The organism is Atlantibacter hermannii (genome assembly GCF_009907385.1).
In the GTDB taxonomy this organism is placed as follows: domain Bacteria; phylum Pseudomonadota; class Gammaproteobacteria; order Enterobacterales; family Enterobacteriaceae; genus Atlantibacter; species Atlantibacter hermannii_A.
Window position 1 is genome coordinate 103,127 of record NZ_JAAATR010000049.1, and the last position, 13,607, is coordinate 116,733.

The window sequence follows — 13,607 nt, forward strand, 5'->3', positions numbered from 1 at the left end:
ATGGAAGAACGTATGATAGTAGGGTTGAAGTTGTAGGTTGATTGTACCGTAAAAACGTAGCAGATAAACGTCACCATCAATGTTGTGTTTTTTTTCTGCGCTGTTTCACGACAGGACTTGTCAAAGGCTCACGATTTGCGTAATATTCGCGCCCTATTGTGAATATTTGTAGCGCACTCTGAATCCTATAGAAGGCGTGCGCGGAAGCGGAGTTTTATATGTACGCGGTTTTCCAAAGTGGTGGTAAACAACACCGAGTAAGCGAAGGTCAGACCGTTCGCCTGGAAAAGCTGGACATCGCAACTGGCGAAGCTGTTGAGTTCGCTGAAGTTCTGATGATCGCAAACGGTGAAGATGTCAAAATCGGCGTTCCTTTCGTTGATGGCGGCGTAATCAAAGCTGAAGTTGTTGCTCACGGTCGTGGCGAGAAAGTTAAAATCGTTAAGTTTCGTCGTCGTAAACACTACCGTAAGCAGCAAGGCCATCGTCAGTGGTTCACTGATGTGAAAATCACTGGCATCAGCGCTTAATACAGGGGAGCAGATTAAATGGCACACAAAAAGGCTGGCGGCTCAACTCGTAACGGTCGCGATTCCGAAGCTAAACGTCTGGGCGTGAAACGCTTTGGCGGTGAAGCAGTTCTGGCAGGCAGCATCATCGTTCGTCAACGTGGCACCAAGTTCCACGCTGGCTCGAACGTAGGTTGCGGCCGTGACCACACTCTGTTCGCTTTGACTGACGGTAAAGTTAAGTTCGAAGTTAAAGGTCCGAAAAACCGTAAATTCATCAGCATCGTTGCTGAATAAGTTTTTCGTGTCCCGGTAACGGATTGAGCCCCGCACTTGTTGCGGGGCTTTTTACATTCCGTATCTGGAAAATTCTCCAGGGATTTTCATGAAACAGCAGGCTGGCATCGGTATTCTTCTGGCGCTTACTACGGCGGTTTGTTGGGGCGCGCTTCCCATTGCGATGAAACAGGTCCTGACGGTAATGGAACCGCCTACGGTGGTGTTTTACCGCTTTCTGATGGCATCGATTGGGTTAGGCGCAATCCTGGCCGTAAAGGGCAGGTTGCCGCCGCTTAAAATGTTTCGTAAACCGCGTTGGCTGATTTTATTAGCTATCGCGACCGGAGGACTGTTCGGTAACTTTATCCTGTTCAGTTCTTCGCTGCAGTATTTAAGCCCGACGGCATCGCAGGTGATTGGTCAACTATCGCCCGTGGGAATGATGGTGGCTAGCGTCTTTATCCTCAAAGAGAAGATGCGGGGAACCCAGGTAGTAGGGGCCATTATGCTGCTGTCTGGTCTGGTGATGTTTTTCAACACCAGCCTGATAGAAATCTTCACACGTTTAACGGATTACACGTGGGGCGTTATTTTCGGCGTGGGTGCCGCAACGGTTTGGGTGAGTTACGGCGTGGCGCAGAAAGTTTTGCTGCGACGGCTGGCCTCGCAACAGATCCTCTTTTTGCTGTACACTTTATGTACTATTGCGATGTTCCCGCTGGCCGATCCTGAAGTCATCGGGCAATTAAGCACCTGGCAACTGGCATGCCTGGTTTTTTGCGGTTTGAACACGCTGGTAGGTTATGGCGCGCTCGCTGAGGCGATGGCGCGCTGGCAAGCGGCACAGGTCAGCGCGTTGATTACGCTGACCCCGTTATTTACCCTGCTGTTTTCGGACTTGTTATCCATTGCCTGGCCCGATTTCTTCGCCAGGCCGATGCTCAACGTGTTGGGTTATGTCGGTGCGTTTGTCGTGGTTGCGGGCGCGATGTATTCCGCCATTGGTCATCGTCTCTGGGGACGCTGGCGTAAAAGCGAAGCGGTAGTCACGCTACCCCGCTCGGGCGAATGATTTACGGAGAAGTAAAATGAAGTTTGTTGATGAAGCAACGATTCTGGTCGTCGCGGGTGATGGCGGCAACGGTTGCGTTAGCTTCCGTCGTGAAAAGTATATCCCGAAAGGCGGCCCTGACGGCGGTGACGGCGGTGACGGCGGTGACGTCTGGCTGGAAGCCGACGAGAACCTGAACACCCTGATCGACTACCGTTTCGAGAAGTCATTCCGCGCCGAACGCGGTCAGAACGGCCAGAGCCGCGACTGCACCGGTAAACGCGGTAAAGACGTCTCCATCAAAGTGCCAGTCGGCACACGTGTTATCGACCAGGGCACCGGCGAGACCATGGGCGATATGACCAAACACGGTCAGCGTCTGATGGTGGCGAAGGGCGGCTGGCACGGTCTGGGCAATACCCGTTTCAAATCGTCGGTCAACCGTACCCCGCGTCAGAAAACCATGGGTACGCCGGGCGAAAAACGCGATCTGCAACTGGAACTGATGCTGCTGGCTGACGTAGGCATGCTTGGCCTGCCAAACGCCGGTAAATCGACTTTTATCCGCGCGGTTTCCGCCGCTAAACCGAAAGTGGCGGATTATCCGTTTACCACCCTGGTGCCAAGCCTGGGCGTGGTGCGTATGGATAACGAGAAGAGCTTCGTGGTTGCGGATATTCCCGGCCTGATCGAAGGCGCAGCGGAAGGGGCGGGTCTGGGGATTCGCTTCCTGAAGCACCTCGAACGTTGCCGCGTTTTGCTGCATCTGATTGATATCGATCCGATCGACGGTTCCGATCCGGTAGAAAACGCCCGCGTGATCGTTGGCGAGCTGGAAAAATACAGCGAGAAACTGGCGGCTAAACCGCGCTGGTTAGTGTTCAATAAAATCGACCTGATCGATCGCGAAGATGCGGAGCAGCGCGCCAAAGCTATTGCCGAAGCACTGGGCTGGGAAGGGGAGTATTACCTGATTTCCGCCGCCACGCAGCAGGGCGTAAACCCGCTGTGCTGGGATGTAATGAACTTCATCATCGAAAATCCGATCGCGCAGGAAAATGCCGAGAACGGCCCGGAAAAAGTCGAATTCATGTGGGATGACTATCACCGTCAGCAGCTCGAAGAAATGGAAGCTGAAGCCGATGATGACTGGGACGACGACTGGGATGAGGATGACGACGAAGGCGTCGAAATCATCTACGAACGTTAATAAAAAAGGCCGGGAATTCCCGGCCTTTTCCATTTAGTTGTTCTGGTAAATGTCTTTGTACAGACGGCTTTCAAAACGCACCAGCGGAATACGGCGATTGCGCTGATTGGCTGGTTCAACTGCGTAACCCGACAAATACTGAATAAACGCCATCTTCTGACCGCTGGCGGTGGTGATAAACCCGGCCAGGTTATAGACGCCCTGCAGCGAACCGGTTTTCGCCGATACTTTCCCGTTTACTCCCGCCTCATGAAGCCCGGCGCGATACTGCAACGAGCCGTCATAGCCGGCGAGAGGCAGCATCGAAATATAATTCAGTTGGGCATCGTTCTGGGCGATGTACTGCAGCACCTGCATCATGGTGGCCGGAGAGATCAGGTTATGGCGTGACAGGCCGGAGCCATCCACCACAATACTGTTGCCCAAATCGACGCCCGCTTTCTGGCGCAGGATTTGCCGTACCGCATCTGCGCCAGCGCGCCAGGTTCCCGGTACGCCGAAGTACTCACGGCCAATAGTGCGAAATACAGTATCGGCAATCATGTTGTCGGATTTTTTCAGCATGATTTTTAGCAGATCGTGGAGCGGCGGCGACTGCTTGCTGGCGATAACGGTCGCCTGCGGGTTGGGCTGCGTCTGGCGCAAAAGCGTCCCGCTGTAGCTGATGCCCGCCGTTTTTAGCTCCGACTTCAATATCGCCCCGGCATACCCTGCGCCGTCCTGAATAGCGAACGCCAGCGGCAGCGGATCGGCGCGCTGCGTCAGGCAGCCGGTCAGGGTAAAACGGTTTAAATCACCGGGCACGACATCCAGTTCGCAGTACTGCGCTTCCGGGGATCCCTTCGGCAGCGTTTTTACCTGGCTGAACATAGTAACCGGGTAGTAAGAGGCGATACGAATAAACGCCATATCGCCGGGTTTCGGCGCACTGTACAGCGAGATGGAAAAACAGTTGCGGTCAACAATGGCAGCAGACGGCGGGGCGCTAAAGCACTGCGTCATATCGTTCCACGGCCAACCCGGCGCTTTATCGTGACTGGCGAAAACCGAGGTATCAATCAGCACGTTTCCCTTAATTTCCTGGATACCGGTTTTTTTCAGCGCCGCGACAAAATTGCGGATATCCTGACGTTTAAACGTGGGATCGCCGCCAAAGCGCAGGATCACATCGCCGTTAAGCACGCCGTTCTCCTGGCTACCCCGGCTTTCCAGCGAGGTAGTAAAGCGATAGTCAGGGCCAAGCTGCAGCAGTGCCGCCAGCGCCGTTATCACCTTCTGGGTGCTGGCGGGGAGGGCCATTTGCTGGCTGTGATAATCAATTGCCGGGGTTTGGCTGCCGACTTTCTGCACCATCAGCGCAAGGTTTGTGCCGGCGGGGAGTTGATTAATGTATTCTTCGACGTTTGCTGCGTTCGCAGTCAACGCCATACTTGTGGCCAATCCAATGACAAATCTGGTAAATCGCATAATCTCGCGGTAACAGCCTGGAAACGTGCCGTCATACTACGGTGCATCGTACGGTAAAGTAAACGATGACCCTCAGGGAACTTCAGGTTAAAATGCCTATCAAAATGCAAAATCGTTCCTGACCTGGTGCCATGCTCCGGGTCGGTTTTTTTTTGTTTGTTACCCGGCGCCTGCGGGTTTTGGCCGGGCCGACATACTGGCCGTAGCGGGGTTTCCGCTGCGAAAAGGACTGTTTAAGAGGTATAAAAATGCAAGCGATTCCGATGACCTTACGTGGTGCCGATAAATTGCGCGAAGAACTGGAGTTTCTGAAATCCGTTCGTCGTCCGGAGATCATTGCCGCGATTGCCGAAGCGCGTGAACATGGAGACCTGAAAGAAAACGCTGAATATCACGCCGCGCGTGAGCAGCAGGGTTTTTGTGAAGGGCGCATCAAAGATATTGAAGCCAAGCTCTCTAATGCCCAGGTGATTGATATCACTAAAATACCGAACAATGGGCGTGTGATTTTTGGTTCAACCGTAACCGTGTTGAATCTGGATTCTGATGAAGAGCAAACCTACCGCATCGTGGGCGATGACGAGGCGGATTTTAAGCAAAACCTGATCTCGGTGAACTCGCCAATTGCGCGTGGACTGGTAGGGAAAGAAGTCGATGACGTGGTCGTTATCAACACCCCGGGCGGACAAGTTGAATTCGAAATCGTGAAAGTCGAATATCTTTAATATTGGCGCTTATGAGCGCACATTTTCGGCATAATCCGAATGGTTAAAGAATATACGTCTGCGTTGAAAGTTTGGCGGCGGGCGTCAGAAAAAAACCGTGGGGATTGCACAACGAAAATCTGCGGCTATTGTAAAGCCAGGTAAAAGGCCGCAATGCGGCCTTTTAACATCACACAGAGCATGGCATTTTGCTCAGCGCTGCCACATTATTGTTACAATTATGTGGATTCATCCGATGATGATTAACGCGGCAGCGAAATTTTACGCTCTTGTGAAGGACGGTACAGAACGAGCGTTTTACCGATAACCTGGACATTACAGGCGCCGGTTTCCCGCACGATGGCCTCTACGACCAGGGTTTTCGTTTCGCGGTCTTCCGTAGCGATTTTCACCTTGATCAGCTCATGATGCGTAAGCGCTTGTTCAATCTCGGCCAGTACCCCTTCGGTCAAACCATTATTGCCAAGCATAACAACGGGCTTGAGCGGATGTGCCAGACCTTTCAGGTGCTGTTTTTGTTTAGTACTCAGATTCATCGGTTTTTTTACTTACGTTGGGATTGAAAACGGTTCATTCTACCGCCATCTCCCATTAATACCCAACAGATTTCAAATTGTACTGCGATGCGAAAGCGCTGGGTATTCAGCCTGACGGCACGTGGGTATCACGATGAACCCGGATGGAAATTGAAATGACAGGTAAAAAGCGTTCTGCCAGCTCGAGCCGCTGGCTCCAGGAACACTTTAGCGATAAATATGTTCAACAGGCTCAGAAAAAAGGGTTACGTTCCCGAGCCTGGTTTAAACTTGATGAAATACAGCAAAGTGACAAACTTTTTAAGCCGGGAATGACGGTTGTCGATCTTGGCGCTGCACCCGGCGGTTGGTCCCAGTATGTGGTTACGCAGATTGGCGGCCAGGGTCGCATTATCGCATGCGATCTTTTACCTATGGATCCTATTGTCGGTGTGGACTTTATTCAGGGCGATTTTCGTGATGAATTAGTCGTGAAAGCGCTGCTGGAGCGTGTAGGTGAGAGTAAAGTACAGGTTGTCATGTCGGATATGGCGCCAAATATGAGCGGGACACCTGCTGTTGATATTCCTCGCTCCATGTATCTGGTCGAACTGGCTCTGGATATGTGTCGCGATGTGTTGGCGCCGGGTGGTAGTTTTGTAGTGAAGGTGTTCCAGGGCGAAGGTTTCGATGAGTATCTAAGAGAGATTCGCTCCCTGTTTACGAAGGTGAAAGTTCGTAAGCCGGATTCTTCCCGTGCCCGTTCACGTGAAGTTTACATTGTAGCGACCGGGCGCAAACTATAGTACCCTGACGCTGTTTGTTAACACAGTTGTAATATGAGGTTAATCCCTTGAGTGACATGGCGAAAAACCTAATACTCTGGCTGGTCATTGCCGTTGTGCTGATGTCAGTATTCCAGAGCTTTGGGCCCAGCGAGTCAAATGGCCGTAGGGTGGATTACTCTACCTTCTTGCAGGAAGTTAACCAGGATCAGGTTCGCGAAGCGCGTATCAACGGACGTGAAATCAACGTTACCAAGAAAGACAGTAACAAATACACGACTTATATCCCCGTTAACGATCCGAAGCTGCTTGATAACCTGATTACCAAAAACGTAAAAGTGGTTGGCGAGCCGCCTGAAGAGCCGAGCCTGCTGGCTTCCATCTTTATTTCCTGGTTCCCAATGCTGTTGCTGATTGGCGTCTGGATCTTCTTTATGCGCCAGATGCAGGGCGGCGGCGGTAAAGGCGCCATGTCGTTCGGTAAGAGCAAGGCGCGCATGCTGACCGAAGATCAGATTAAGACCACCTTCGCTGACGTCGCCGGTTGCGACGAAGCGAAAGAAGAAGTGGGCGAACTGGTTGAATATCTACGTGAACCGAGCCGCTTCCAGAAGCTGGGCGGTAAGATCCCGAAAGGCGTCCTGATGGTCGGCCCTCCGGGGACCGGTAAAACCCTGCTGGCGAAAGCTATCGCGGGCGAAGCGAAAGTACCGTTCTTCACCATTTCAGGTTCCGACTTCGTAGAAATGTTCGTGGGTGTGGGTGCATCCCGCGTTCGTGACATGTTCGAACAGGCCAAGAAAGCCGCGCCGTGCATCATCTTTATCGATGAAATCGACGCCGTAGGCCGTCAGCGTGGCGCGGGTCTGGGCGGTGGTCATGACGAACGTGAACAAACCCTGAACCAGATGCTGGTTGAGATGGACGGCTTCGAAGGTAACGAAGGCATTATCGTTATCGCGGCGACTAACCGTCCTGACGTACTTGACCCTGCGCTGCTGCGTCCAGGCCGTTTTGACCGTCAGGTTGTGGTTGGCCTGCCGGACGTGCGTGGCCGTGAGCAGATCCTGAAAGTGCATATGCGTCGCGTTCCGCTGTCTCCAGACATTGATGCGGCCATCATCGCGCGCGGTACGCCGGGCTTCTCCGGTGCGGATCTCGCCAACCTGGTAAACGAAGCCGCGCTGTTTGCCGCTCGCGGTAACAAACGCGTCGTTTCAATGGTTGAGTTCGAAAAAGCGAAAGACAAAATCATGATGGGTGCGGAACGCCGCTCCATGGTGATGACCGAAGCGCAGAAAGAATCGACTGCCTATCACGAAGCAGGCCACGCCATTATTGGCCGCCTGGTGCCGGAACACGATCCGGTACATAAAGTGACGATTATTCCCCGCGGTCGCGCGCTGGGTGTGACGTTCTTCCTGCCGGAAGGTGATGCAATCAGCGCCAGCCGCCAGAAGCTGGAAAGCCAGATCTCCACGCTTTACGGTGGTCGTCTTGCTGAAGAGATCATCTACGGTGCCGAGCATGTTTCTACCGGTGCGTCCAACGACATCAAAGTGGCGACGAACCTGGCGCGTAACATGGTGACCCAGTGGGGCTTCTCCGACAAACTTGGTCCGCTGCTGTATGCGGAAGAAGAGGGCGAAGTATTCCTGGGCCGCAGCGTAGCGAAAGCCAAACATATGTCCGATGAAACCGCGCGTATCATCGACCAGGAAGTGAAAGCGTTGATTGAGCGTAACTACAATCGCGCCCGCACCATCCTGAATGACAACATGGATATTCTCCACGCCATGAAAGACGCATTGATGAAGTATGAAACCATTGATGCGCCGCAGATTGACGACCTGATGGCTCGCCGCCACGTGCGTCCGCCAGCAGGCTGGGAAGATCCCGGTACGAACAACTCTGATAACAATGGTACTCCGCAAGCGCCGCGTCCGATTGATGAACCGCGTACGCCGAATCCGGGCAATACCATGTCAGAACAGTTGGGCGACAAGTAAGTTTTAATGAAGCGGTAATGAGAAAACCCTGGGCATGCCCGGGGTTTTTTTTGGTATGTGAACTGGTCTCAAGGATTAATGATGAAACTCTATGCCCAGGGATCCACGCTGGATCTTACGCACCCCCACGTGATGGGAATTCTCAACGTCACGCCGGATTCTTTTTCTGACGGCGGCAAGCACAACCAACTGGTTGACGCAGTGAAGCATGCCAACGCCATGATTAATGCCGGGGCGACCATCATCGACGTAGGCGGCGAATCTACGCGGCCGGGTGCCGATGAAGTCAGCGTGGATGAGGAGTTGGCGCGCGTGATCCCGGTCGTTGAAGCCATCGCCCAACGTTTCGAAGTCTGGGTTTCTGTCGATACCTCGAAGCCGGAAGTGATCCTTGAGTCCGCCAGAGCGGGCGCGCATATCATTAACGACATTCGTTCGTTGCAGGAACCCGGCGCGCTGACCGCCGCAGCGCAAACGGGGCTGCCGGTGTGCCTGATGCATATGCAGGGTGAACCGCGCACCATGCAGAACGCGCCGCATTATGACGATGTTTTTGAGACGGTGAATCGCTACTTTGTTGAACAAATAGCGCGTTGCGAAGCGGCGGGAATCGCAAAAGAGAAATTGTTGCTCGACCCCGGTTTCGGTTTCGGTAAGAATCTCCATCATAATTATCAACTTCTCGCCAGGCTTGCAGAATTTCATCATTTCGAACTACCGCTATTAGTGGGAATGTCGCGTAAATCTATGGTCGGTCAGTTACTGAATGTCGGGCCGACGGAGCGATTAAGCGGCAGCCTGGCCTGTGCTGTGATTGCGGCGATGCAGGGGGCGCAGATTATTCGCGTCCATGACGTTAAAGAGACGGTAGAAGCAATGAGAGTTGTCGAAGCTACACTTTCAGCGAAGGATAAAAAACGCTATGAGTAACCGTAAATATTTTGGCACCGATGGCATCCGTGGGCGCGTAGGGGATGCACCAATTACGCCTGACTTTGTGCTGAAGCTGGGCTGGGCCGCCGGGAAGGTGCTGGCGCGTCATGGCTCCCGCAAAATTATTATTGGTAAAGATACCCGCATTTCCGGCTATATGCTGGAGTCGGCGCTGGAAGCTGGGCTGGCCGCCGCAGGCTTGTCCGCCTCTTTCACGGGCCCCATGCCGACACCGGCCATTGCCTACATGACCCGGACTTTCCGTGCGGAAGCCGGGATCGTGATCTCGGCATCGCATAACCCGTTTTACGATAACGGCATCAAATTTTTCTCCATTGACGGCACCAAGTTACCGGACGAAGTCGAAGAAGCGATAGAAGCCGAAATGGAAAAAGAGATCACCTGCGTTGATTCCGCGCAGCTCGGTAAAGCCAGCCGTATCGTGGATGCTGCCGGACGCTATATCGAATTCTGTAAGGCCACCTTTCCGAACGAACTCAATCTTAACAGTCTGAAGATTGTGGTGGACTGCGCCAATGGTGCGACCTACCACATTGCGCCAAACGTGCTGCGCGAGCTGGGTGCCCAGGTCATTGCCGTAGGTTGCGAGCCGGATGGCGTGAACATCAACGAAAAATGCGGCGCGACGGATGTGCGGATGCTGCAGGCGCGCGTGGTGGCAGAAAAAGCCGATCTGGGCATTGCGTTTGACGGCGACGGCGACCGCGTCATTATGGTTGACCATGAAGGCAATAAAGTTGATGGCGACCAGATCCTTTATATCATCGCCCGCGAGGGCCTGCGCCAGGGCAAACTGCGCGGCGGTGCAGTCGGCACGCTGATGAGCAATATGGGCCTGGAAGTGGCGTTGAAGCAGCTCGGCATTCCGTTTGCCCGCGCCAAAGTTGGCGACCGCTACGTGCTGGAAAAAATGCAGGAGAAAGGCTGGCGCATTGGAGCGGAAAACTCAGGCCACGTGATTCTGCTTGACCAGACCACCACCGGCGACGGTATTGTCGCGGCGTTGCAGGTCTTAACCGCCATGGTCAGGAACCATATGAGCCTGCACGACTTGTGCAGCGGCATGAAACTGTTCCCGCAGGTGCTGGTCAACGTGCGTTTTACTGCTGGCAGCGGCGACCCGCTGGAAAGCGATCAGGTGAAAGCGGTCACCGCCGAAGTTGAGCAGGCGCTGGGCAACCGCGGGCGCGTGCTGTTACGTAAATCCGGCACCGAGCCGTTGATCCGCGTGATGGTAGAAGGCGAAGACGAAGAGCAGGTCACTGCGTTTGCCAACCGAATTGCCGACGCAGTTAAAGCGGCGTAAAAAACGAAGCGCCGGAATTCCGGCGCTTTTCTTATCAGACAATGTCAGGATTTGCCTGACGTTTTCGTAACGCCAGCGCACCAGTCAGCATCAGCACGACCATTCCCGCCAGCCACGGCAGAATATTCACCAGATGTCCCGCACGCATAAACGTCATTACCAGCATCAGTAGCCATCCGCCCAGCATCGGCAGCGCGGTGCGCTTCACGATTTCTACCGGCGAAACGCCGGCAATCCCCGCGATAGCAATAATGACGCCGGCAATCGGCGAGAGGGTGCGGCCAATCCCGGCAGAAAGTTGAATCGGCAGCATCATCACCGCCACATCGCTGCCGATATGCTTACTGATTTCCGGCACCATCGGTGCGAAGGAGAAAAACGCCGCATTGCCCGAGCCCATTAACGCAGAAATTGAGAAAGTGATTAACGTCATCAGCAGAATGATTGACGCTGCGCTGAGTCCAAACTCGCTGGACATGTTCAGCAGCGCATCCACCGCACCAGTGGCTTTCAACCCGGCGGAGAACACTTCACCGGCGATAATCAGCGTGACCACAGTGGCGAACACGCCGCCCATGCTGTCGAATACCCGCTGTAAACCGGCCATCACGTCGCGCGCATTACGATGACGTAAGTACTCACAAACCATACTAATAAAGACGCTGATCAGGACCGCCGTATCCAGCGTAATGCGCAGGTGGCTAAACGCCAGACTACTGCATAGCAGCATCAGCACCAGCGGCAGCATCGGCAGGAACATATAAAAAATCGGCGCTTGTGGGCCTTCGTTTTCTTTCAGCGTCACGTCCGACTGTGGCGCGGTTGCTTCCCGCTGGCGCTTATCAAAAAAGCGCTGCACCACAATGTGTAACACGGCGATAAACAGCACAACCGGGACGACTACCGGCAGTTGGTCACGCACAAAATACTCCACCACTTCTACGCCTGCGGTTTTAGCGGCCAGCACTGAGTTACCGGAGCCGGGGCCAAATTCCACGGCGCAGGTGCTGGCTATCACCGCTGCAACGGCGGCTCGGCTACAGCCCAGACGCGTCAATAATGGGTAAAGCGTCGCCATAAGCAACAGGCCCAGCCCGGTCGCACTGCTGATAAATAGCGATAAAAACTGACCCAGGATCAAGGCCAGCCCCAGCAGCAGATAGGGCGAGTTGAGTTTTTGGAGCGGGCGAGAGGTAAGACGCACCAGTACCTGGCTGGCACCGATGGCAGACATATACACCGCGAACCCGCCAATCAGCATGATTTGCAGCCCCAGCCCGCCAAGCCGTACGCTCAGGGTATCGCGAATAAACTCAAACGCATCGAAGGCGCTGACGCCAGTGGTTTTTTTCACCAGCCCGCTGATATCCGACATGTTGAAAATCTGGGCGATAAACAGCAGCGCCAGGCCGGTTAACAGCAATACCGCCTGAGGATTATATTTTTTAAGAATCAGCCGACCGGCAAAGATCACGGCAATAAGTGCAATCAGTAATGACATCGCCTGGCCCTCATTCAAAATTGCCGCGTACCAGACACTCGCCAGACGCGAACATGAGCTGTCCGGCGGCGTAAGTCTGATAAAGCGTCAGGTCGTCGTTTAGCACGCAGAGATCGGCGCGCTCGCTTACGACGATACGTCCGCCGCTAATGCCCAAAGAGTCGGCAACGTTCGAGGTCAGCATCGCCAGCGCCTGCTCAACCGGAATACCGGCATCTACAAGCCGCGGCAGCAGTTGAATATTGCCGTCGACCGGTGCAGCGGAAAGGCCTTCCACCACGCCGCTGGCGTTGAAGCGCGGCACGCTGCCGTTGCCATCGGAACTGATGGTGATGCAGTTCGGCGCGACGCCGGATTCCAGCGCATGAACAATCGCCTCTTCCTGTGGGGCATAGCGGCTGCCGCCTGAGGTGATGTCGATCGTGCCGCCGCGCCGGGCGAAAGCGATCGCCTGTTCAAATAGCGGCGCGGTGCGGGCCACGTGAGTCGGTGAAAGATGGTGAAGGGGTAATCCGGCATCGCATAGCGCATTCAGCGCGTCAAAACCTTCGGGTAATCCGCCGAGATGAATATGCAACAGGCCTTTTTTCCCTGCCAGCAACGCCGCGACGCGAATATCACTCACCAGCCGCAACAGTTCCTGTACCGTTGGGAAGGAGCCGCGATGGTCGGCAAGGGCGATTTTGACGCCCAAAATGGCAGGAATAAATGCAATATCGTCCCGCACACTGCCGGTAATCGTGCGGGTAGGCAGCTCATAAGAGCCGGTATGCATAAATGCGCGGATCCCTTCCAGATTAAGCGCCTGCATTTTGGCATACAGATCTTTGGGCGAACGCGAAATGCCATCGGTGCCCAGCACGCCTACCACAGTAGTGATGCCTGCGGAAATCAGGCGAGTGAGGCTGCACGCTGGCGTTCTGCTGGCAAACCCTGCCTCGCCTCCACCACCCGTCAAATGGACGTGCTGATCGATAAAGCCGGGTACCAGCCATTTTCCTTTACAGTCGTGCGTGGTCACAGGGAAAGGAAGCGTGGGGGAGGTATCGCTAATACTGACAATTTTATCGCCGTACAGTAAGACGGACTGTCTACCCAAATCCTTTGGTGCAAAAACCCTGGCATTGGTCAGTAACGTAAACATATCAAGCCTGCTATGTGTGTAAGTAAGAGGAGGTAAAGCGTGGCGGCTTATAAAGGGGTAAATGAAGTCGGTGCCGCTGCACTAAAAGGTAAAGTTTTACTTTTTGTGTGGCTATTGCGGATTTAGTATCGGGTGATACCGAAACGGCATAG

At 54.1% G+C, this 13,607-nt stretch carries 13 protein-coding genes; 9 read left to right on the forward strand and 4 right to left on the reverse strand.

Annotated elements, in window-relative coordinates:
* Positions 1-218 precede the first annotated feature (218 nt).
* From rplU to cgtA, 4 genes are all read left to right on the forward strand, one after another.
* A complete protein-coding gene (gene rplU, locus GV764_RS14050) occupies positions 219-530 on the forward strand; it encodes a 50S ribosomal protein L21 (protein WP_002434221.1) in 312 nt (103 codons plus the stop codon).
* Positions 531-548: 18 nt separating this feature from the next.
* Positions 549-806 carry a 50S ribosomal protein L27 gene (rpmA, locus tag GV764_RS14055; protein WP_017457338.1) on the forward strand — a complete coding sequence of 86 codons (258 nt, stop codon included), beginning with the start codon at positions 549-551 and terminating at the stop codon, positions 804-806.
* 88 nt (positions 807-894) lie between these two features.
* Positions 895-1,860: a DMT family transporter gene (locus tag GV764_RS14060; protein WP_161660693.1), complete on the forward strand. Its 966-nt coding sequence runs from the start codon at positions 895-897 to the stop codon at positions 1,858-1,860.
* A 16-nt stretch (positions 1,861-1,876) separates the two neighbouring features.
* Positions 1,877-3,049 (forward strand): Obg family GTPase CgtA, encoded by a 1,173-nt coding sequence (cgtA, locus tag GV764_RS14065; protein ID WP_125294242.1) that lies wholly within the window; start codon positions 1,877-1,879, stop codon positions 3,047-3,049.
* Between the two features lie 33 nt (positions 3,050-3,082).
* Here the strand turns inward: cgtA and dacB are convergent, their stop codons facing one another.
* On the reverse strand, positions 3,083-4,516 hold the full coding sequence (gene dacB / locus GV764_RS14070) for a serine-type D-Ala-D-Ala carboxypeptidase (protein WP_161660694.1): 1,434 nt from the start codon (positions 4,514-4,516) through the stop codon (positions 3,083-3,085).
* A 248-nt stretch (positions 4,517-4,764) separates the two neighbouring features.
* Here dacB and greA point away from each other — a divergent pair, with 248 nt between their 5' ends.
* Positions 4,765-5,241, forward strand: coding sequence for a transcription elongation factor GreA (greA, locus tag GV764_RS14075; RefSeq protein WP_161660695.1), 477 nt, complete (start codon positions 4,765-4,767; stop codon positions 5,239-5,241).
* A 242-nt stretch (positions 5,242-5,483) separates the two neighbouring features.
* Here the strand turns inward: greA and yhbY are convergent, their stop codons facing one another.
* Positions 5,484-5,777 carry a ribosome assembly RNA-binding protein YhbY gene (gene yhbY / locus GV764_RS14080; RefSeq protein ID WP_125294245.1) on the reverse strand — a complete coding sequence of 98 codons (294 nt, stop codon included), beginning with the start codon at positions 5,775-5,777 and terminating at the stop codon, positions 5,484-5,486.
* 155 nt (positions 5,778-5,932) lie between these two features.
* On the opposite strand from yhbY, the gene rlmE reads away from it, so the two are divergent.
* From rlmE to glmM, 4 genes are all read left to right on the forward strand, one after another.
* A complete protein-coding gene (rlmE, locus tag GV764_RS14085) occupies positions 5,933-6,562 on the forward strand; it encodes a 23S rRNA (uridine(2552)-2'-O)-methyltransferase RlmE (protein ID WP_161660758.1) in 630 nt (209 codons plus the stop codon).
* A gap of 56 nt (positions 6,563-6,618) precedes the next feature.
* Positions 6,619-8,550, forward strand: a complete 1,932-nt coding sequence (ftsH, locus tag GV764_RS14090; protein ID WP_040459606.1) for an ATP-dependent zinc metalloprotease FtsH — start codon at positions 6,619-6,621, stop codon at positions 8,548-8,550.
* 81 nt (positions 8,551-8,631) lie between these two features.
* A complete protein-coding gene (gene folP / locus GV764_RS14095) occupies positions 8,632-9,480 on the forward strand; it encodes a dihydropteroate synthase (RefSeq protein ID WP_161660696.1) in 849 nt (282 codons plus the stop codon).
* Positions 9,473-10,810 (forward strand): phosphoglucosamine mutase, encoded by a 1,338-nt coding sequence (glmM, locus tag GV764_RS14100; protein ID WP_161660697.1) that lies wholly within the window; start codon positions 9,473-9,475, stop codon positions 10,808-10,810. Before folP ends, glmM begins: the two co-directional genes overlap by 8 nt.
* A 34-nt stretch (positions 10,811-10,844) precedes the next feature.
* On the opposite strand, the gene dcuC is transcribed toward glmM, so the two are convergent.
* Together dcuC and iadA are read right to left on the reverse strand one after the other, a co-directional pair.
* Positions 10,845-12,311, reverse strand: coding sequence for a C4-dicarboxylate transporter DcuC (gene dcuC / locus GV764_RS14105; RefSeq protein WP_161660698.1), 1,467 nt, complete (start codon positions 12,309-12,311; stop codon positions 10,845-10,847).
* 10 nt (positions 12,312-12,321) lie between these two features.
* Complete coding sequence (iadA, locus tag GV764_RS14110) at positions 12,322-13,455, reverse strand: beta-aspartyl-peptidase (RefSeq protein WP_161660699.1); 1,134 nt, start codon at positions 13,453-13,455, stop codon at positions 12,322-12,324.
* Positions 13,456-13,607: the final 152 nt, after the last annotated feature.